Raw genomic sequence first — 17,319 nt, 5'->3', positions numbered from 1 at the left:
CGGGGCCCGGCCACGGGAACCACGGCCGCCGGTGCGGCGTCGATGAGTGGTGTTCCCCACATCTGTCGAGGATGCGGAACGGAGCGCCCTTTCCGGGTGTTCTTGGAACATTGACGGGAAATAGCCGCCTGGCGGTCCCGTCCGGGGATTTTGGGGAAATCGGCAACGATGGAGAAGCGTGTGATGACGGACAGCAAGCGGCGCAGGGGCCTCGCGGCCGTGTCCGCACTGCTCGGCGGCGTGCTGGTGCTTTCGGCCTGTACCGACGACGGCGACAAGGGCGGAAAGACGAGCGCCGGGAGTTCGGAGTCGTCGCAGCAGGAGGTGGACAAGGCGGCAGCCGCCGACGCCTCCGAGGCGCAGATAACGATCAAGCCGAAGAACGGCGCGACCAACGCCAGCATCAACAACGCCGCCCAGGTCACCGTCGCCAAGGGCAAGCTGACCAAGGTCGTCATGACGACGTCGGACGGCACCCCGGTCGAGGGCACGCTGGCGGCCGACGGCTCCAGCTGGAAGCCCACGAACCAGCTGGAACGCTCCACCACGTACAAGATCGACGCCACGGCGGCCGACGCGAAGGGCCGCGAGGCGCACGAGAACAGCTCCTTCACCACCGTCTCGCCCGACAACAGCTTCATCGGGAACTTCACCCCCGAGGACGGCTCCACGGTCGGCGTCGGGATGCCCGTCTCGATCAACTTCAACAAGGCGATCACGGACAAGAAGGCCGTCCAGGACGGCATCACCGTGACCTCCAGCAGCGGCCAGGAGGTCGTCGGCCACTGGTTCAACGGCCAGCGCCTGGACTTCCGCCCGCAGGACTACTGGCAGGGCGGCTCCACCGTCACCCTGAAGCTGGCGCTCGACGGCGTCGAGGGCGCGGACGGCGTCTTCGGCGTCCAGCAGAAGACCGTCACCTTCAAGATCGGCCGTAACCAGGTCTCCACCGTCGACGCGAAGACCAAGCAGATGACGGTCACCCGCGACGGCAAGACGATCAAGACGATCCCGATCTCCGCGGGCTCCCCCGACAACCCCACGTACAACGGTCAGATGGTGATCTCCGAGAAGCACAAGGAGACCCGGATGAACGGCGCCACCGTCGGCTTCACCGATGACGACGGCAAGGGCGAGTACGACATCAAGGACGTGCCGCACGCCATGCGCCTGTCCACGTCGGGCACCTTCATCCACGGCAACTACTGGGGCAAGGGCATCTTCGGCAACGCCAACACCAGCCACGGCTGTGTGGGCCTCGCCGATGTGAAGGGCGCGAACGACCCCAACGCCCCGGCCGCCTGGTTCTACGACAACTCGCTCGTCGGCGACGTGGTCATCGTCACGAACTCCCCGGACAGGACGATCACCCCGGACAACGGCCTCAACGGCTGGAACATGAGCTGGGCGGAGTGGACGGCCGGCTCTCAGGCCTGATCCACCCACCGGTCTCCCTTCCCGGCCACCGGTTCCCCCTCTCCGCACCACCCCCGTCCCCGCCCGAAGGCGGCGGCCCCGGGATTCCGGGACCGCCGCCTTCGGCGTGTCCGGGCCATGACCTCCGGGGTAATCGACGCCCGCCGCCCCGCCCGGCAGCATCGTGGGTGTCACGAAGAGCACCCCGACCCGATCGCCCGGAGGACCGGACCATGACCGCGTACGCCATCGTTCACCTGCACCCCGCCGACGGCCCCGTGGAGGACGAGGTGCTGACCTACATCGAGCGGGTCCAGGCCACCTTCGAGCCCTACGGAGGCCGCTTCCTCGTGCACGGCGCCGAGGCGGAGGTGGTGGAGGGGTCCTGGCCGGGCGCGGTGGTCATGGCCGGCTTTCCCGGGGTGGCGGAGGCCCATGCCTGGTACGCGTCCCCGGCCTACCAGGAGATCCTGCCGCTGCGCACCCGGCACATGGGCGGAGACCTGGTCATCGTCCCGGGCGTCGGCCCGGAGTACGACGCGTCGGCCACCGCCGCGGCGATGCGGGCGGCGCGGGACCGTACGGCGCAGGAGGTCTGAGACCAGGCTCGGCCCGTACGCTCGCGCCTGGGCTGCCCACCCAGGTCGCGAGGGGGACAATGGAGCAGCCGGGAGATGGATGTCGGCACAGGGACCGCACCGGCGGACGCCAGCCGGAGCGGGGGCCGGGAGGAGTCTGGGCCATGGGCGCCACCGAACGTTTCCAGGGCGATCCCGGGTCTTCGGCTGTGGCGCCGTCGGGACCCGGCGGCCTGCTGGATGTGCTGAACGTGGCCGCTGTCCTCCTGAACGCCGATGGCAGGATCGACCTCTGGAGCCCCCAGGCCGAGATCCTTTTCGGCTACAGCGCCGAGGAGGCCCTGGGCAAGTACGCGGGCCATCTGCTGATCGACGAGGAACACCTCGACAAGGTGCTGGCGCTGTTCGCCCAGGTCATGGACGACGGCGAGAGCTGGGCAGGCGTCTTTCCCGTCCGGCGCAAGGACGGCAGCACGCGGATGGTGGAGTTCCGCAACATGCGGCTCCAGGACGACCAGCGCGAATACTGGGCCCTGGGGCTGGCCACCGACCGGACGACGCTGCGGCGGGTGGAGCGGAACCTGGCCCTGTCCGCCCAGCTGGTGTCCCAGGCGCCGATCGGGCTGGCCATGCTGGACACCGACCTCCGGTACATCTCCGTCAACCCCGCGGAGGAACGGATGAACGGTGTGCCGGCCGCCGAGCATGTCGGCCGGCACGTCAGTGAGGTGCTGCCCTTCCTCGACGCGGCCTTCGAGGGTGCCATGCGCGAGGTCCTGGCCACCGGGGCACCGATCGTGGACCAGTACACCGTGGGCCGCACGCCGGCCGACCCGGACCATGACCACGCCTGGTCGATCTCGTTCTACCGGCTCGAATCCTCCGACGGAAAAGTCCTGGGAGTGGCCACCTCCAGCGTCGATGTCACCGATCGGCATCGCGCCGTGGAAGAACAGCGCCACACCGCCCTCACCCTCCAGCGCAGCCTGCTGCCCCACCCGCCTTCACAGCGGCCGGGTCTTGAGGTCGCCTTCCGCTACCGCCCCGCCCAGGCGACGATCGAGATCGGCGGGGACTGGTTCGACGTCATTCCCCTGGCCGACGACAAAACCGCCCTCGTCGTCGGCGACGTCATGGGCAGCGGTGTGACAGCCGCGGCCACCATGGGACAGCTGCGCACCGCCACGAGAACCCTGGCCGATCTCGATCTGCCGCCGGCCCGGGTCCTGCACCACCTCGACCACATCACGGACGGCCTCGACACCATCGCAACCTGTGTCTACGCCGTTTTCGATCCCCGCACCGAGCGATGCGACCTATCCGTTGCCGGACACCTGCCGCCCGTCCTCCTGCGTCCGGACGGCAAAGGCGAGCTGCTCGACCTGCCCACCGGCGCGCCCCTGGGAGGCTGCGGCATCTCCTTCGAATCCACCTCCATCGATTTCGAGGGGGGAGACCAGCTCGTCCTCTACACCGACGGCCTCGTCGAGACGCGCGACCAGCCGATCGACGTACGCCTGAACGCTCTCCTCGACGTTCTCGACGACCCCCACCGTTCGTTGGACGCCACCTGCGACCTGCTTCTGAACACCCTGCGTCACAGCGGAGAGCGCGACGACGTGGCCCTGCTCATCGCCCGGGCCGGTACCGGCCCCGCAGGGTGAGGCGAGGGACAGGCTCAGTCCGTACGCTCCTGTACCGCCGCCCGGTAGGACCTCAGGTCGCTGCGGCGCACCTGGCGTACCCCCGCGAGGTCCTCGTACGGCTCGGCGGCGGGGCGGCCCGAGGGGCGCTCGGGCCCGGCGGCGCCCGCCGGGCCGCGGAGCCGACGCCAGGGCTGGAGCGGCAGCCAGAGGAGCCCGTACAGCCAGCGCAGCACCAGCCGGCGGAAGCCCGGCCGGCCCGCGTCGGGCAGCCGGATCACCCGGACGCCCATGATCAGCTTTCCGGCGCTCGCCCGGACGGCCATCGTCAGCAGCACCTGGTTGGCGAACGACAGCGCGATCAGCTGGACGACCAGCAGCGCGATCGCGCGCCCCGTCCCGCCGGAGTGCAGACAGGACCGCACCAGCAGCCCGACGGCCAGCAGACACAGATAGGCGTCGAGCCCGACCGCCAGATACCGCCGCATGTCCCCCGTGCCCTTGGGGACGCGCGGCTGCCTCCGGGGCCCCGGGGCGGGAAAGGCCGAGGGGCGGGCGTACGCCGGATACGCCGCGCGCGCGGGCGGGGGAGGGGGAGGGGCCGGGCGGGACCGCCCGGGACCGTTCCCGGCCCGGTGCGCCCCGCGCGAGGCCCGTAACGCGTCAGGAGGCTGCCCTCTCCGACGCCCCCGTGGCTTGGTCATGGGCGCAATCATGACTGATCGTCAGGCGGGGTGTCCCCGTTCCTGACGGGTAACTACGGCCCCGGGCCGTTGTTTCACCGGACCCGCACGGTCCGCTCGACGGCGCCTCCCTCCGGGTACGGGTCCGGAACCGGGGGGAAACGCCTGATCATGGCCACTATGTGGATGCCCCTCGAAGATCATCGGGCGGCATTGGAGAATCGGACGGGTGGCGCTCTCCGGGACGGGGGCGCCGACGCGCACGAGCCGACCACGGAAGGTCTTGATCTGATGCCGGTCATCCCCGACTCGCCCGACGCCGCCCGCACGCAGGACGCCGCGGCCCGGGTCATCGAGCCGCTCTACGCCGAGATCCTGCGCCGCAACCAGGGTGAGCAGGAGTTCCACCAGGCCGTCCGCGAGGTCCTGGAGACGCTCGGGCCGGTGCTGACGCGGCGCCCCGAGTTCGTCGACGCCCGCATCATCGAGCGCATATGCGAGCCGGAGCGCCAGCTGATCTTCCGGGTGCCGTGGTCGGACGACTCCGGCGACATCCACGTCAACCGGGGCTTCCGGGTGGAGTTCTCCAGCTCGCTCGGCCCGTACAAGGGCGGGCTGCGCTTCCACCCCTCGGTCAACCTCGGCATCGTGAAGTTCCTCGGCTTCGAGCAGATCTTCAAGAACGCCCTCACCGGCATGCCCATCGGCGGCGGCAAGGGCGGCGCGGACTTCGACCCCAAGGGCCGGTCCGACGCCGAGATCATGCGGTTCTGCCAGTCGTTCATGACCGAACTCCACCGGCACCTGGGGGAGTACACGGATGTGCCCGCCGGTGACATCGGCGTCGGCGGCCGCGAGATCGGCTACCTCTTCGGCCAGTACAAGCGGATCACCAACCGTTACGAGTCCGGCGTCCTCACCGGCAAGGGCCTCGGCTGGGGCGGCGCCCAGGCCCGTACGGAGGCCACCGGCTACGGCACGGTCCTGTTCACCGCCGAGATGCTGCGCAGCCGGGGCGAGTCGCTGGAGGGCCAGACCGTCGCGGTCTCCGGCTCGGGCAACGTGGCCATCTACGCCGTCGAGAAGGCCCAGCAGCTCGGCGCGACCGTCATCACCTGCTCGGACTCCGGCGGTTACGTCGTCGACGAGAAGGGCATCGACCTCGCCCTCCTCAAGGAGATCAAGGAGGCCGGCCGGGGCCGGGTCTCCGAGTACGCCGAACGGCGCGGCGCCCACGCCCGGTTCGTGCCCGGTACGGGCGTGTGGTCGGTCCCCGCGGACGTGGCCCTGCCGTGCGCCACGCAGAACGAACTCCACGAGGCCGACGCGCTGGACCTCGTACGCAACGGGGTCAAGGCGGTCGCGGAGGGCGCCAACATGCCCACCACGCCGGAGGCGGTCCGCGTCTTCCAGGAGGCGGGCGTCGCCTTCGCCCCGGGCAAGGCGGCCAACGCGGGAGGGGTCGCGACGAGCGCCCTGGAGATGCAGCAGAACGCGTCCCGGGACTCGTGGACCTTCGCCCACACCGAGGAGCGCCTCGCCGAGATCATGCGGCACATCCACGACTCCTGCTACACGACCGCCGAGCGCTACGGCAGCCCCGGCAACTACGTGGTGGGCGCGAACATCGCGGGCTTCGAGCTGGTCGCGGAGGCGATGCTGGCGCAGGGGCTGATCTGACGGACGCCGGGGGCGATGCGGGCCGGGGAGGCGTTCGCACCCCCCGGCGACCGCTCCCTCACGAGGGTGAGGCCGCCGGGGGTGGTCTCACCCGCGCGAGGGAGCGGGCCGGCCCGCGCGGGGGATTCCCCGTCGTGCCCGCCCCGCGAGGGTGGAGCCATGACACCGAAGCTCTTCCACCGGCCCCCGCCCGCGGGGGACACCGAGCGGCCCGTTCCCCGCTGGGCGATGCGCCTGGCGCACGCGTTACCGCTGCTCCTGCTGCCGGCGTGCCTGTGGCGGCTGCCCTTCGCGCTGCACTTCGAGATGGGGCAGGTGCAGGCGGGTGAGATGCCCGCCTACTGGCTGAGCATTCCGTACGTCCTCGGGCTCAGCGTGCTGACGGAAGCGATCGCGATCCTGACCATCGGGCTGGTCCGGGGCTGGGGCGAGGTGGCGCCCGCCTGGATACCGCTCATCGGCGGCAGACCCGTCCGGCCACTGGCCGCCTTCGCCCCGGCGGTCCTCGGCGGCCTGATCCTCACCGTCCTGTTCACCGCAGTCCCCCTCGGGGACGACCGCAGCCTCACCCTCCACGGCGTCGTCGACTCCATCGGATACAGCAACGACGCCTGGCGGCTGCTGGCGACGGTGTGCGTCACGCCCGTCGCCGCCTGGGGGCCCATCACCATCGCTCTGGCGATCGCCTACTACCGCCGCCGAGTCCCCGCCGGGTGAGAACGCGTTCAGGCGGGCGGGCGACGGCGGTAGAACTCCGCGCAGCCCGTGTTCAGGGCCAGCACGACAGCGAACACCACGGCCGCGACCGGGTGCCCCACCGCGTACAGAGCCGCCGCGCCACCGCCGAGGACCAGCGACTTCACCACCAGCACTCCCGCGAGCGGAGGCCTGAACCGGGCGCGGGGCGCGGCGAACAGCCCCCACAGGGTCACGGCCGCCGTGGGTACCCCGAGGCCGAGCAGGACCGGGACGAGAACTCCGTCCACGACGGTGAAGCCCCACCAGGCGAGGCAGCCGATCGCCGCGAGCTCCAGCAGGAAGGCGAGGACTTCGTTGGCGGCGAGCCAGGGGTGTTTCCGGAGCGTGTGTGGATCGTGGTGCCCCGCGCGCCCCGCCGCCTGCCGTTCTCGCGCCATCCCGAACCCCCTGAAGAGAACCCGCTGTCGGGCGTGACGATAGCGGCCGCCCCGCTGGACCGGCCGTCTGTCACGGAACTTCGCCGACAGCAGATCCGCCCGGAGCGCAACGCTCACCCCGTGCCGAGGGGGCGCCGCGCTCCTAGCCTGGGACGGTGACCATCCGAGCGACGAACCAGGCCCACGTGATCCCCCTGCGCCCGCTCCCGACGGCGGCGGACCCGGCACCCCGGGACCGGCCCCGGGAGCCGCTCTGGCGCGACCTCGTCGGGGAGGTGCTGCGCCGCGAACGCCGGGCGCAGGGCCGGACGTTGAAGGACGTGTCCGACGCGGCGCGGATCTCCATGGCCTACCTCTCCGAGCTGGAGCGCGGCCGCAAGGAGGCCTCGTCCGAGGTGCTGGCCGCCGCCGCCCAGGCGCTCGGCCTGACCCTCGCGGACGTGCTGGCCCTGGCCGGGGAGCGGTTGGTGAGCCTTACGGCGGCCCGCACCCGCGACCGGTCCCGGTCGGGCCCTGCGGCACCTGCGGGCCCGATGGGCGGCGTGCTGCTGGCGGCCTGACCCGGAACGCGAGGCTCCGGCTCAGCCCTCGGCCGGGGCGTTGGCAGGCGCCCGGCTCAGCCCTCGGCCGGGGCCACGCCGATCGGGCAGGAGACGCCCGTGCCGCCGATGCCGCAGTAGCCGGCCGGGTTCTTGTCCAGGTACTGCTGGTGGTACGCCTCGGCCGGCCAGAACGGGCGGCCCTCGGCCGGGAGGATCTCCGTGGTGATCTCCTGGTGGCCCGAGGCCGTCAGGACCTTCTGGTACGCCTCACGGGAGGCGTCGGCGGCCGCTGCCTGGGCGGGGGAGTGGGTGTAGATCGCGGAGCGGTACTGGGTGCCCACGTCGTTGCCCTGGCGGAAGCCCTGGGTCGGGTTGTGCGACTCCCAGAACAGCTTCAGCAGCTCCTCGTACGACACGACGGCCGGGTCGAAGACGACGCGCACCGCCTCCGTGTGGCCGGTCAGGCCCGAGCAGGCCTCCTCGTACGTGGGGTTCTCCGTGTAGCCGCCCTGGTAGCCGACCAGCGTCGTCCACACGCCCTCCGTCTGCCAGAACTTCCGCTCCGCGCCCCAGAAACAGCCCAGCGCGAAGTCCGCCACCTCCAGGCCCTCCGGGTACGGGCCCACCAGCGGATTGCCGAGGACCGTGTGGCGGGAGGGGACGGTGAATTCGGGGACGGGGCGGCCGCGCAGGGCCTGCTCCGGGGTGGGGAGCACGGGGGTGCGGTGATTCAGGAACATGCGGGGCTCCTCCGGGGTCGGTCGGGTCGTCACGTACAACAAGGGAGGGGCCGCCGGGATTCCGGGGCGCGGACGGGGGCGGGGGCGCTCTTCGTTCCCCGGCTCCCGCCCCCGCCCCGCCCCGGAATCCCGCCCTCGCCTCGCCCCGGCTCAGGCGGTCGCGGGTGCCGCGCGCACCGACTGGTCGCGCAGGGAGCAGTACTCCTCGGCGGGCTCGGTCCGGTAGCGCCACGGCAGGGCGTTCACGTAACCGTCCACCAGCCGGAACTGCTCCACCGCCGCCGCGTCGCGGTCCTGGAGCGAGAGGTAGTACGCCAGCAGATGACGCACCTCCGCCAGCCGCGGGTGGGCCGGGTCGGCGGCGGCCACGTCCGCGAGGGCGGCATCGACCAGGGCCACCATCTCCGGCGTCCGGTCGGCCTCCTGGTCCGTGGTCTCGTCATGCTCGAAGTGCACGATCAGCGGGAACGCGGTCAGCAGGCTGCCCAGCGGCGCCTTCGCGGCGGCCTCGGCGGCGAACGCCCGGGCCAGCTCGTGCGAGCCGCGCCACTTCTTGCACCAGTACTGGACCGCGGAGAAGTGCGCCTCGTAGTGGTACGGGGCACGCTCGGTGATCGCGGCCCAGATCCGGTCCATCTCCGCGTGCGGGTAACCGAGTCCGAGCGCGGTCCAGATCTCCGTGATGTACGGGGTCGGGTCCTCCGGGTTCAGCTCGGCGGCCCGCTCCGTCTCGGCGCGTGAGCGCTGGAGCGTCTCGTGGAAGCCCCGGAACTGCTCACCCGTCGTGTACTGGGCCCGCTTCCCGCCCCGGATGTCCCAGGCCAGAGAGACCGTGCTGCGGGCCCGCACCACCGCCGCGTCCGGGTCGTCGGGGCGCGCCGTCTCCCAGGCCAGCAGCCATGTGTCGTCCTGCGCGGCCTTGTCGCCCAGCTCGTACGCGTACGCCGACCGGTTCTCCCAGTCGCGCTCGGCGGCCGTACGCCCCATGAGTTCGGCGGCCGGCTCCCACTCGCCGCGCCCCACCGCGTCGAGCGCCGCGGTCAGTTCGGCGGGCACCGGGCTCGCACTGTCCGTGTTCTGCCGGTCGGGGGGAAGCAGTCCGAGGGCCGCGCACTCCTCCGGCAGTTCGTACGGGCCGTCGGGCTCGTCCGAACCGTCGCCCCGCCAGCCCTCCAGGGCGCCCTGCACGATGGCTTTCAGGAACCAGAGGCCGATGGCCAGGACGATGAGGGCGATGACGGCCAGTACGGCCCAGAGCACGGTGATCACTTCGCGTCTCTCTATGGGGAGGAAAGGGGGATGGGGACGGGGACGGTTCCGTGGAGTTCCACGGAGTCGGAACCGCAGCCGGAGCCGGAGTCGGAACCGGGTGGAGCAGCCCGCGGCTACACGGTGGAGCCCGGGCCGGGCTCGGAGACCTGGGGCGTGGACGCCGGTTCCAGCAGCGCGCGCAGCGGTCCCGTGTCCGGGCGGTCCGCCACCGCCGCCTCCAGCGCGGCCGGGAGTTCGTCCGCGTGCCCGTACGGGAGCTCCAGCGCGGCGGACTCCGTCCAGGACAGCTGCCAGCGGGCCCGGCCCTGGCGCAGGTACTCCGCGCTGACCAGCTGCGACAGCCCCGCGCGCAGCTGGGGACGGGCGAACTCGCGGGCCGCCCGGCCGGTCGCGGCAGCCGCCGCCTTGGAGCGCGGGAGCCGTTCGGCGATCCGCCACAGCGCACCGGCGTCGATCGCGTCGAGCAGCGCCCCCAGGGTTTTGGCGCCGTCGCCCTCCGGCTCGGGCCGTGACGTGCCGTCGGCCTCGCGCCCCGGCGTACCGCCGTCGCCCTCCGTCCCGAGCACCAGCGCGCCGAAGCGCTGAGCGGACTGCTCGGTCTGGACGCTCATCGCGGCGTGGACCAGCTCCGGCCAGTCCAGTCGCCGCAGCCCCAGCGCGGCCGGGGTGAGCACGGTCTCCTCGACGGCGGCGAGGGCACCCTCCGCGTCGGTCAGCAGCGACAGCGACGGCCGGACCGGGTCCGAGGCGCGGCCGTCGTCCGGCAGCGCCTCGATCCGGGCGACGCGCTCGGCGATCGGCGGGTGGGAGTCGTACGGGGAGACGGGCTCGGCGGGCAGCGGGCCGGCGCGCATCGCGTCCAGCTCCTCGTGGCGGGCGGCCAGCAGATGGCGGAAGCCGCCCAGGAACTCACCCGGCGGCGGTAGCAGGCCCGCGTCGGCGCCGAGCGTCGCGTAGCAGTTCAGGTAGAAGTCGTGGGCCGCGTCGATGACCGGGATCTCGCGCAGCGCCGATGCGGTCGCGTCGCGGCCCGCGATCCGGGCCGCCGCGATGTCCGCGGCGAACTCCGCGCGGCGGGAGCCGGAGAGGGTGGCGCGCAGATAGAACTTCCCGTACGCCGTGTACAGCCGCGCCATCGCCCGGTAGGTGATGCCCGTGCCGGTGGTGTCGACCTCCTTCGCCTTCCTGCCCCTGGCGACGGCTGCGGCGGCCTTCTTCTCCTGCCGGGCGCGCTCCTTGGAGACCTTGGCGCCGGCGCGTTCCTCGAAGTGGGCGATGGTGCGCAGCACGTGGACACGACCGCGTTCGGAGATGGCCGAGAGGCGGGTGTCGGCGTTGCCGTAGTGGCCCATCTCGTGGGCGAGCACGGCCCGCAGCTGAGTCTCGGACAGGCCCGTCATCAGCGGCAGTCCGATGTGGAGCCGCCGGGTGCCGCCCGCGAGCCCGAGGAAGCGGGAGTCCTCGCCGACCGTCGCGTTGACGTCGCCGGTGAGCAGGATCTCGTCGGGGGCGCGGGTCCCGACCTGCTGGGCGATGTCCCGCACGGTCTGCCAGAGCCGTGGCTCCTGGCTGTCGTCCACCCGTACGCCGGGCACGCCCTCGTCCGGGGGCGTCCGGAGCATGAACATGCCCCGGACGATCGGGACGGCCAGCACGGCGCTGACGATGAAGACCTTCAGCGCGAAGGGGCCGGGGGTGTGGACGGCCGCCGCCCAGTCGACGGCGGCCAGGGCGGCGAGCAGGACGAGGCCGAGCAGGTAGAAACCCGCAAGCAGGACGAGAGCGCGCGTGGCGCGCAGTGTTGGGCCCATCGGGCGGTTCCCCCCACGGGAAAGGAAGACGGTCCCGCCCACGGGCGCGCGGGGCGCCGGGTCGGTACGCGAAGTGAACAAGGGGGCGCGTCGACCCTGGGTATCGGCCATGGATGCCGAACGTACGAGTCGAACGTGCGTGTGGGGGGAACCGGAGTATGTCGCACCGGACGAACCGGCGGCAAACGTAAATCAGCCCTGGTCAGCAGCTGTTACCGCACCGTGCTCAGCGCCGGGGCGCCCACTGCCGTGCTCGGCGCGGCAGCGCGTCCCTCACCGCGGCAGCGTCGCGTTCAGTGCGGCAGCGTCGCCGGGCTGCCGCCGTTCGCCTCGTACCCCGCGACCGCCAGCGCCCGGTAGACCGTGTACTGCGCGGCCGGGTCCGGCTCCGCCGTCCACGGCAGGGCGCCCACGTGGCCGTCGATGCGGATCAGCTGGTGCATCGCCTCCGACCAGCGCTCCATGTGCACCAGGAACAGCACCAGGAGGTGGCGTACGTGGGCCAGCATCGGGTCGTCCGGACGCGCCGCGTGCACCGCGAACATCGCGCCCTCGACCGCCCTGGTCACCACCTTGCTGCGGTAGAAGTTCTGCACCAGGTTGACCTCCGGCAGGTGCTCGTACACCGCGAACAGCGGCAGCGCCGCCAGCAGCGAACCCTGCGGGGCGCGGGCGGCGGCGGCCGTGGCGAACGCGTCGGCGTCCGCACGCGAGCCGTGCCACTTCTCGCAGTGGAAGTGCAGCGCGGCGATGTGCGCGCCCATGTGCGCCGGGGCCCGGTCGATGATCTTCGCCCACAGCTGGTCGAACTGCTCGGGGGTGTAGTTCAGGCCCCGGGCCACCGCCAGCTCCACGATGTACGGCACGGGGTCGCCCGGGGCGAGCAGGGCCGCCTCGCCGCAGACCGTACGGGCCTCCTCCAGGATGATCCGGAAGTCGTCGCTGCCCGCCGCCGAGGACCGCCACGCCTGCTGCACCAGGAACTCCGCGTGCACCGCCGCCCCGCCCGCGTCCTTCGGGGACTCCGCGCGCCAGGCCCGCAGCCAGGAGCCGCCCTTGCCCGGCTGCTGCGCCAGCTCCAGGGAGGCCGCGCCCGCGAAGGCCTGCACCCGCTGCCAGCGCACCTCGCCCTCCTTCGGCGTCCCGGCAAGCAGCTGCGAGGCCGCCTGCCACTGCTGAGTGCCCTGGACGACGTCGAGCACGTCCAGGAGGTCCTGGTCGGGGCCCGGCATCCGGACGTCCAGCTCCTCCTGGCGGGCGAAGCCGTACGTGTCCGGGTCGGCGGCGTCCGGCGAACCGGGGGCGACCTGGCGGATACCGCCCCGGCGGCGCATCACCCAGGGGCCGACGACCGCCGCGAGCATGCACATCGCGAGCAGGAACAACAGAATCTCCATGGACCCATTGTCCCCGGAGCAGCAAGTGGCCGGTAAGCGCCCTTGCGACGAACTACGCTCGGCCCCATGAGCGACCAGCACAGCTTCGAAACCCTCGCCATCCACGCGGGGAACACCGCCGACCCCCTCACCGGCGCGGTGGTACCGCCGATCTACCAGGTCTCCACGTACAAGCAGGACGGCGTGGGCGGACTGCGCGGCGGATACGAGTACAGCCGCAGCGCCAACCCGACCCGCACCGCCCTGGAGGAGAACCTCGCGGCCCTCGAAGGCGGCCGCCGCGGTCTCGCCTTCGCCTCCGGCCTCGCCGCCGAGGACTGCCTCCTGCGTACGCTGCTGACCCCCGGCGACCACGTGGTCATCCCGAACGACGCCTACGGCGGTACGTTCCGGCTGTTCGCGAAGGTCGCCTCGCGGTGGGGCGTGGAGTTCTCCGTGGCCGACACCTCGGACGTGTCCGCCGTACGGGCCGCGATCACCCCGCGCACCAAGGCGGTCTGGGTGGAGACCCCGTCCAACCCGCTGCTCGGCATCACCGACATCGCCGCCGTCGCCCAGGTCGCGCACGACGCCGGGGCCCGCCTCGTCGTCGACAACACCTTCGCCTCGCCCTACCTCCAGCAGCCCCTCGCGCTCGGCGCGGACGTCGTCGTGCACTCCACCACCAAGTACATGGGCGGCCACTCCGACGTCGTCGGCGGCGCGCTCGTCGTCAGCGACCCGGAGCTCGCCGAGGAACTGGCGTACCACCAGAACGCCATGGGCGCGGTCGCCGGTCCCTTCGACGCCTGGCTCGTGCTGCGCGGCATCAAGACGCTCGCCGTCCGCATGGACCGGCACACCGAGAACGCCACCAAGGTCGCCGACCTGCTGACCCGGCACCCCAAGGTCTCCCAGGTCCTCTACCCGGGCCTGCCCGAGCACCCCGGCCACGAGGTCGCCGCCAAGCAGATGAAGGCCTTCGGCGGCATGGTGTCCTTCCGCGTCGCGGGCGGCGAGGAGGCGGCGGTCGAGGTCTGCAACCGGGCGAAGCTCTTCACGCTCGGCGAGTCCCTCGGCGGGGTGGAGTCCCTCCTGGAGCACCCGGGCCGGATGACGCACGCCTCCGCCGCCGGCTCCCCGCTGGAGGTCCCCGCCGACCTGGTCCGGCTCTCCGTCGGCATCGAGAACGGCGACGACCTGCTCGCCGACCTCACGCAGGCGCTGGGCTGATCCGGCACCGGTCAGCACAGGGGCGCCCGCCGGTTCCGGCGGGCGCCCCTCGCGTTCCGGCGCTCAGGCGCTCACCTTCTCGTCCGCGTCCTCCAGCAGACCCCTGATCTCCTCGCGCAGTTCGGGAGTGTTCTCGTGGCCATGGACCGAAGCGGCGTGCTCGCTCGCGGCCCGGACGACCTCGTCCTCCTCACCGGTGAGGGTGAGGGTGCAGTTCATCTCGCTCGGATACTTGCGGCAGTCCGCGGTCTTCCTCGTCATCACGGCCTCCTCGGCTCGTACGACAGCCGCCTTCTCCAGCGTATGCCTTCCGCGCCGGGGGCCCAACGGCTCACCAGCCCTCCAGCGGGGGAGTGACCTGGGCGGGCTCGGTCGCCCACGGCTGCTCGACGCCGGCCCAGACGAGGAACGCCACGAGCACCAGGGCCAGCAGCCAGCCCGCCGTCCGGTGCGCCGCCCGGCGCAGCCGCATCCGGCGCGCGCCGTGCCGGACCGCCTGCGCGGCCAGGTCCGGCGGCAGAACCGGATGCGGGCCGTCCAGCATCCGCCGGACCTGCTCCTCACGCGGGTCGGGCTCCCGGCGGCCGGCGCTCACGACGTCACCCGGCCACGGGGCCCGCCCGCCCGCAGCGTCGCCACCGCCCGGGCGCACACCGCGCGGATCCGGTCGGCCGGGAGGCCCAGCAGCGCCGCCGTCTGCTCCTCGCCGACCTCCTCGTACATCCGCAGGACCAGCACCAGGCGCTCGATCGGGGTCAGCCGGTCCAGCAGACCGCCGCGGGGCCGCTGGTGGCGCCGGGCCTCCCGGGCGAAGCGGAGGGCCAGCTCCCGGCGGGCCCGGTCGTAGGGGTCGCCGCCGTGCAGCCGGTCCCAGTCGGCGTACGTACGGGAGAGCGCCGCGCGCAGCAGCGCCTCGGCCCGGACGTACGCGCCCGGCGGCTGCGAGGGTTCGCCGGTGAGCAGGGTCGCCGTGTGCAGCAGGCGTCCGCCCGCGCCCGCCACGAAGGCCTCGAACTCCAGGGCGCGGAGCCGGTCCCGATGGGTCGCCCGCTCTGCCATGCACCACATACGAGCCCCGGTGCACCGCCCCGGTCAAGAGTCCGGACGCGGAGGAAGGGACAGGAAGGGACAGGTGCGGGCGTCAGTCGGGCTGCGGCGGCTGGTACGCGGCCTGCCGGGCCGCCAGCGACCCGTTGAAACGCGTGAGCAGGGCGCAGAACGTGTCCCGCTCCTCCTCCGTCCACCCGTCCGTCACCTGCGACATCAGCTCACGCCGCGAGTCGCGGACCTCCTCCAGGCGGGCCTGGCCGCGCGGGGAGAGCTGGAGCACCACGGCCCGGCCGTCCTCCGGGTGCGACGTGCGCTTGACCAGACCCGTGTCGACGAGCGGCGCGACCTGCCGCGTCACCGTCGACGAGTCGATCCCCATCCCGGCCGCCAGCGCCTTGACGCCCATCGGCCCTTCCTTGTCCAGCCGGTTCAGCAGCAGATACGCCGCCCGGTCCATCGAGTTGCGGACCTGGCCGACACCGCCGAGGCGGGTCTGCTCGGCACGGCGGGCGAAGACCGCCACCTGGTGCTGGAGCGCGTCCAGCAGGCGGTCGGGGCCCGGGTGTTCGGGGGCGGCGCCCCCGGAAGGAGACGCAGCAGTCGTCATGTCCTGAGGGGGCATGGCCGGGGACTCTCTTCGTGCGGTGTCGGATGAGTGGGGGACAGAGTACGCGGCCCCGGGGCAACGTGTACCAGTGCCGCACAAACCTGCGGACACCACCGCAGGCCACCATGGACAAGTCTGCCGCGCACCGTACGAGCTGCAAGACTTGCGGGCATGAACTTCCGCGCGACCGCCCACCACCCGGCCCTGATCCTCGACGACGTCCGGGGCGCGCAGAAAATGCTGGACGGGGTGGCCCGGGTGACCGCCATGGAGGGAAGCCGCCATCTGACCGAGCTGGTCGGCGCCCCGGTCCACCTCAAGTGCGAGAACCTCCAGCGCACCGGCTCCTTCAAACTGCGCGGCGCCTACGTCCGGATCTCCGGGCTCACCCCGGTGGAGCGGGCGGCCGGGGTGGTCGCCGCCAGCGCCGGGAACCACGCCCAGGGCGTCGCGCTCGCCTCGTCCCTCCTCGGCGTACGCTCCACCGTCTTCATGCCCGTCGGCGCGCCCCTGCCCAAGGTCGCCGCGACCCGCGAGTACGGGGCCGAGGTGCGGCTGCACGGCCAGGTCGTCGACGAGACCCTCGCCGCCGCCCAGCGGTACGCGGAGGAGACCGGCGCGGTCTTCATCCACCCCTTCGACCACCCCGACATCATCGCGGGCCAGGGCACCGTCGGCCTGGAGATCCTGGAGCAGTGCCCGGAGGTCCGCACGATCGTCCTCGGCATCGGCGGCGGCGGATTCGCCGCGGGCGTCGCCGTCGCCGTGAAGGCCCTGCGCCCCGACGTCCGGATCGTGGGCGTCCAGGCCGAGGGCGCCGCCTGCTACCCGCCCTCCCTCGCCGCCGGGTACCCCGTCTCGCTGGACGCCCCGGCCACGATGGCCGACGGCATCAAGGTGGGCCGCCCCGGCGACGTACCGTTCGCCCTGGTCGAGGAGCTGGTCGACGAGGTCCGCACGGTCACCGAGGACGAGCTGTCCAGCGCGCTGCTGCTCTGCCTGGAGCGGGCCAAGCTCGTCGTCGAGCCCGCCGGGGCCAGCCCGGTGGCCGCGCTGCTCAGCGACCCGAAGGCGTTCCGCGGGCCGGTGGTGGCCGTGCTGTCCGGCGGCAACGTCGACCCGCTCCTGATGCAGCGCATCCTGCGGCACGGGATGTCCGCGGCGGGCCGCTACCTCAGCCTGCGGCTGCGGCTCACCGACCGCCCGGGGGCACTCGCCGCCCTGCTGGCCACGCTGACCGTCGCCGACGCCAACGTCCTCGACATCAGCCATGTCCGCACCGACCCGCGCCTCGGGCTGACCGAGGCGGAGGTGGACCTGTATCTGGAGACGAAGGGTCCGCAGCACTGCGCCGACGTCGAGGAGACGCTGCGCGCGGAGGGCTACCGGGTCATAGGCTGACCGCTCGGTTCGCGCCGACTGGCCGGATCGCGTTATTTGCCGCGCGATACGGCCCCACGAATCCTAGGATCGCCGGGTAGGCCCGTACGGGCACCGGCTCCCTACCGGCACCGGCTCCGTACGGGCGCAGTCGTCCACGAGTGACGGGGGA

18 protein-coding genes are annotated in these 17,319 nt (G+C 72.6%); 8 read left to right on the top strand and 10 right to left on the bottom strand.

Annotated features, from left to right (window positions below):
- Positions 1-168 precede the first annotated feature (168 nt).
- From A3Q37_RS23540 to A3Q37_RS23530, 3 genes are all read left to right on the top strand, one after another.
- Entirely contained in the window at positions 169-1,437 is a 1,269-nt protein-coding gene (locus A3Q37_RS23540) for an Ig-like domain-containing protein (protein WP_065487614.1), read from the top strand.
- Between the two features lie 212 nt (positions 1,438-1,649).
- The gene (locus A3Q37_RS23535; RefSeq protein ID WP_065487613.1) at positions 1,650-2,015 is read left to right on the top strand and encodes a DUF1330 domain-containing protein; all 366 of its coding nucleotides are present in this window, start codon (positions 1,650-1,652) and stop codon (positions 2,013-2,015) included.
- Between the two features lie 143 nt (positions 2,016-2,158).
- Positions 2,159-3,658 (top strand): SpoIIE family protein phosphatase, encoded by a 1,500-nt coding sequence (locus tag A3Q37_RS23530; protein WP_065487612.1) that lies wholly within the window; start codon positions 2,159-2,161, stop codon positions 3,656-3,658.
- A gap of 14 nt (positions 3,659-3,672) precedes the next feature.
- Here the strand turns inward: A3Q37_RS23530 and A3Q37_RS23525 are convergent, their stop codons facing one another.
- A complete protein-coding gene (locus A3Q37_RS23525) occupies positions 3,673-4,125 on the bottom strand; it encodes an RDD family protein (RefSeq protein WP_065487611.1) in 453 nt (150 codons plus the stop codon).
- 486 nt (positions 4,126-4,611) lie between these two features.
- Here A3Q37_RS23525 and gdhA point away from each other — a divergent pair, with 486 nt between their 5' ends.
- Together gdhA and A3Q37_RS23515 are read left to right on the top strand one after the other, a co-directional pair.
- Positions 4,612-6,000, top strand: a complete 1,389-nt coding sequence (gene gdhA, locus A3Q37_RS23520; protein WP_065487610.1) for an NADP-specific glutamate dehydrogenase — start codon at positions 4,612-4,614, stop codon at positions 5,998-6,000.
- Positions 6,001-6,159: 159 nt separating this feature from the next.
- The gene (locus A3Q37_RS23515) at positions 6,160-6,717 is read left to right on the top strand and encodes a hypothetical protein (protein ID WP_065487609.1); all 558 of its coding nucleotides are present in this window, start codon (positions 6,160-6,162) and stop codon (positions 6,715-6,717) included.
- Positions 6,718-6,725: 8 nt separating this feature from the next.
- On the opposite strand, the gene A3Q37_RS23510 is transcribed toward A3Q37_RS23515, so the two are convergent.
- Entirely contained in the window at positions 6,726-7,136 is a 411-nt protein-coding gene (locus A3Q37_RS23510; RefSeq protein WP_079137948.1) for a YrdB family protein, read from the bottom strand.
- A gap of 155 nt (positions 7,137-7,291) precedes the next feature.
- Between A3Q37_RS23510 and A3Q37_RS23505 the strand changes: the two genes are divergently transcribed.
- Positions 7,292-7,696: a RodZ family helix-turn-helix domain-containing protein gene (locus A3Q37_RS23505; protein WP_079137947.1), complete on the top strand. Its 405-nt coding sequence runs from the start codon at positions 7,292-7,294 to the stop codon at positions 7,694-7,696.
- Between the two features lie 56 nt (positions 7,697-7,752).
- Here A3Q37_RS23505 and msrA read toward each other — a convergent pair whose 3' ends face one another.
- From msrA to A3Q37_RS23485, 4 genes are all read right to left on the bottom strand, one after another.
- Positions 7,753-8,418 carry a peptide-methionine (S)-S-oxide reductase MsrA gene (gene msrA / locus A3Q37_RS23500; RefSeq protein ID WP_065487607.1) on the bottom strand — a complete coding sequence of 222 codons (666 nt, stop codon included), beginning with the start codon at positions 8,416-8,418 and terminating at the stop codon, positions 7,753-7,755.
- 150 nt (positions 8,419-8,568) lie between these two features.
- Complete coding sequence (locus tag A3Q37_RS23495; RefSeq protein ID WP_065487674.1) at positions 8,569-9,684, bottom strand: hypothetical protein; 1,116 nt, start codon at positions 9,682-9,684, stop codon at positions 8,569-8,571.
- 119 nt (positions 9,685-9,803) lie between these two features.
- Positions 9,804-11,501 carry a M48 family metallopeptidase gene (locus A3Q37_RS23490; protein ID WP_065487606.1) on the bottom strand — a complete coding sequence of 566 codons (1,698 nt, stop codon included), beginning with the start codon at positions 11,499-11,501 and terminating at the stop codon, positions 9,804-9,806.
- A 293-nt stretch (positions 11,502-11,794) separates the two neighbouring features.
- Positions 11,795-12,898 (bottom strand): hypothetical protein, encoded by a 1,104-nt coding sequence (locus A3Q37_RS23485; protein ID WP_065487605.1) that lies wholly within the window; start codon positions 12,896-12,898, stop codon positions 11,795-11,797.
- A gap of 66 nt (positions 12,899-12,964) precedes the next feature.
- On the opposite strand from A3Q37_RS23485, the gene A3Q37_RS23480 reads away from it, so the two are divergent.
- On the top strand, positions 12,965-14,110 hold the full coding sequence (locus A3Q37_RS23480; protein WP_065487604.1) for a cystathionine gamma-synthase: 1,146 nt from the start codon (positions 12,965-12,967) through the stop codon (positions 14,108-14,110).
- Between the two features lie 63 nt (positions 14,111-14,173).
- Here the strand turns inward: A3Q37_RS23480 and A3Q37_RS23475 are convergent, their stop codons facing one another.
- The 4 genes from A3Q37_RS23475 to A3Q37_RS23460 all read right to left on the bottom strand — a co-directional run bounded on the left by A3Q37_RS23475 (position 14,174) and on the right by A3Q37_RS23460 (position 15,782).
- Entirely contained in the window at positions 14,174-14,371 is a 198-nt protein-coding gene (locus tag A3Q37_RS23475) for a DUF1059 domain-containing protein (protein ID WP_065487603.1), read from the bottom strand.
- A gap of 70 nt (positions 14,372-14,441) precedes the next feature.
- On the bottom strand, positions 14,442-14,705 hold the full coding sequence (locus tag A3Q37_RS37330; protein WP_065487672.1) for a hypothetical protein: 264 nt from the start codon (positions 14,703-14,705) through the stop codon (positions 14,442-14,444).
- Positions 14,702-15,169 (bottom strand): sigma factor-like helix-turn-helix DNA-binding protein, encoded by a 468-nt coding sequence (locus A3Q37_RS37325; protein WP_065487673.1) that lies wholly within the window; start codon positions 15,167-15,169, stop codon positions 14,702-14,704. The genes A3Q37_RS37330 and A3Q37_RS37325 overlap by 4 nt, the downstream gene beginning before the upstream one ends.
- Before the next feature lie 82 nt (positions 15,170-15,251).
- Positions 15,252-15,782, bottom strand: a complete 531-nt coding sequence (locus A3Q37_RS23460; RefSeq protein ID WP_065487602.1) for a MarR family winged helix-turn-helix transcriptional regulator — start codon at positions 15,780-15,782, stop codon at positions 15,252-15,254.
- Positions 15,783-15,938: 156 nt separating this feature from the next.
- Here A3Q37_RS23460 and ilvA point away from each other — a divergent pair, with 156 nt between their 5' ends.
- Complete coding sequence (ilvA, locus tag A3Q37_RS23455; RefSeq protein ID WP_065487601.1) at positions 15,939-17,168, top strand: threonine ammonia-lyase; 1,230 nt, start codon at positions 15,939-15,941, stop codon at positions 17,166-17,168.
- Positions 17,169-17,319: the final 151 nt, after the last annotated feature.

The sequence above is a fragment of the Streptomyces sp. PTY087I2 genome, assembly GCF_001687325.1.
Lineage (GTDB): Bacteria > Actinomycetota > Actinomycetes > Streptomycetales > Streptomycetaceae > Streptomyces.
The sequence above is the reverse complement of the archived record's forward strand: the minus strand, read 5'-3'. Positions and strand labels throughout refer to the sequence as shown.

Coding starts and splice junctions, on each gene's coding strand:
- gdhA (WP_065487610.1), top strand. CDS start 4,612: ATGCCGGTCATCCCCGACTCGCCCGACGCCGCCCGCACGCAGGACGCC.
- A3Q37_RS37325 (WP_065487673.1), bottom strand. CDS start 15,169: ATGGCAGAGCGGGCGACCCATCGGGACCGGCTCCGCGCCCTGGAGTTC.
- msrA (WP_065487607.1), bottom strand. CDS start 8,418: ATGTTCCTGAATCACCGCACCCCCGTGCTCCCCACCCCGGAGCAGGCC.
- A3Q37_RS23480 (WP_065487604.1), top strand. CDS start 12,965: ATGAGCGACCAGCACAGCTTCGAAACCCTCGCCATCCACGCGGGGAAC.
- A3Q37_RS23515 (WP_065487609.1), top strand. CDS start 6,160: ATGACACCGAAGCTCTTCCACCGGCCCCCGCCCGCGGGGGACACCGAG.
- A3Q37_RS23460 (WP_065487602.1), bottom strand. CDS start 15,782: ATGCCCCCTCAGGACATGACGACTGCTGCGTCTCCTTCCGGGGGCGCC.
- A3Q37_RS23530 (WP_065487612.1), top strand. CDS start 2,159: ATGGGCGCCACCGAACGTTTCCAGGGCGATCCCGGGTCTTCGGCTGTG.
- A3Q37_RS23485 (WP_065487605.1), bottom strand. CDS start 12,898: ATGGAGATTCTGTTGTTCCTGCTCGCGATGTGCATGCTCGCGGCGGTC.
- A3Q37_RS23535 (WP_065487613.1), top strand. CDS start 1,650: ATGACCGCGTACGCCATCGTTCACCTGCACCCCGCCGACGGCCCCGTG.
- A3Q37_RS23510 (WP_079137948.1), bottom strand. CDS start 7,136: ATGGCGCGAGAACGGCAGGCGGCGGGGCGCGCGGGGCACCACGATCCA.
- ilvA (WP_065487601.1), top strand. CDS start 15,939: ATGAACTTCCGCGCGACCGCCCACCACCCGGCCCTGATCCTCGACGAC.
- A3Q37_RS23540 (WP_065487614.1), top strand. CDS start 169: ATGGAGAAGCGTGTGATGACGGACAGCAAGCGGCGCAGGGGCCTCGCG.
- A3Q37_RS23490 (WP_065487606.1), bottom strand. CDS start 11,501: ATGGGCCCAACACTGCGCGCCACGCGCGCTCTCGTCCTGCTTGCGGGT.
- A3Q37_RS23525 (WP_065487611.1), bottom strand. CDS start 4,125: ATGCGGCGGTATCTGGCGGTCGGGCTCGACGCCTATCTGTGTCTGCTG.
- A3Q37_RS23475 (WP_065487603.1), bottom strand. CDS start 14,371: ATGACGAGGAAGACCGCGGACTGCCGCAAGTATCCGAGCGAGATGAAC.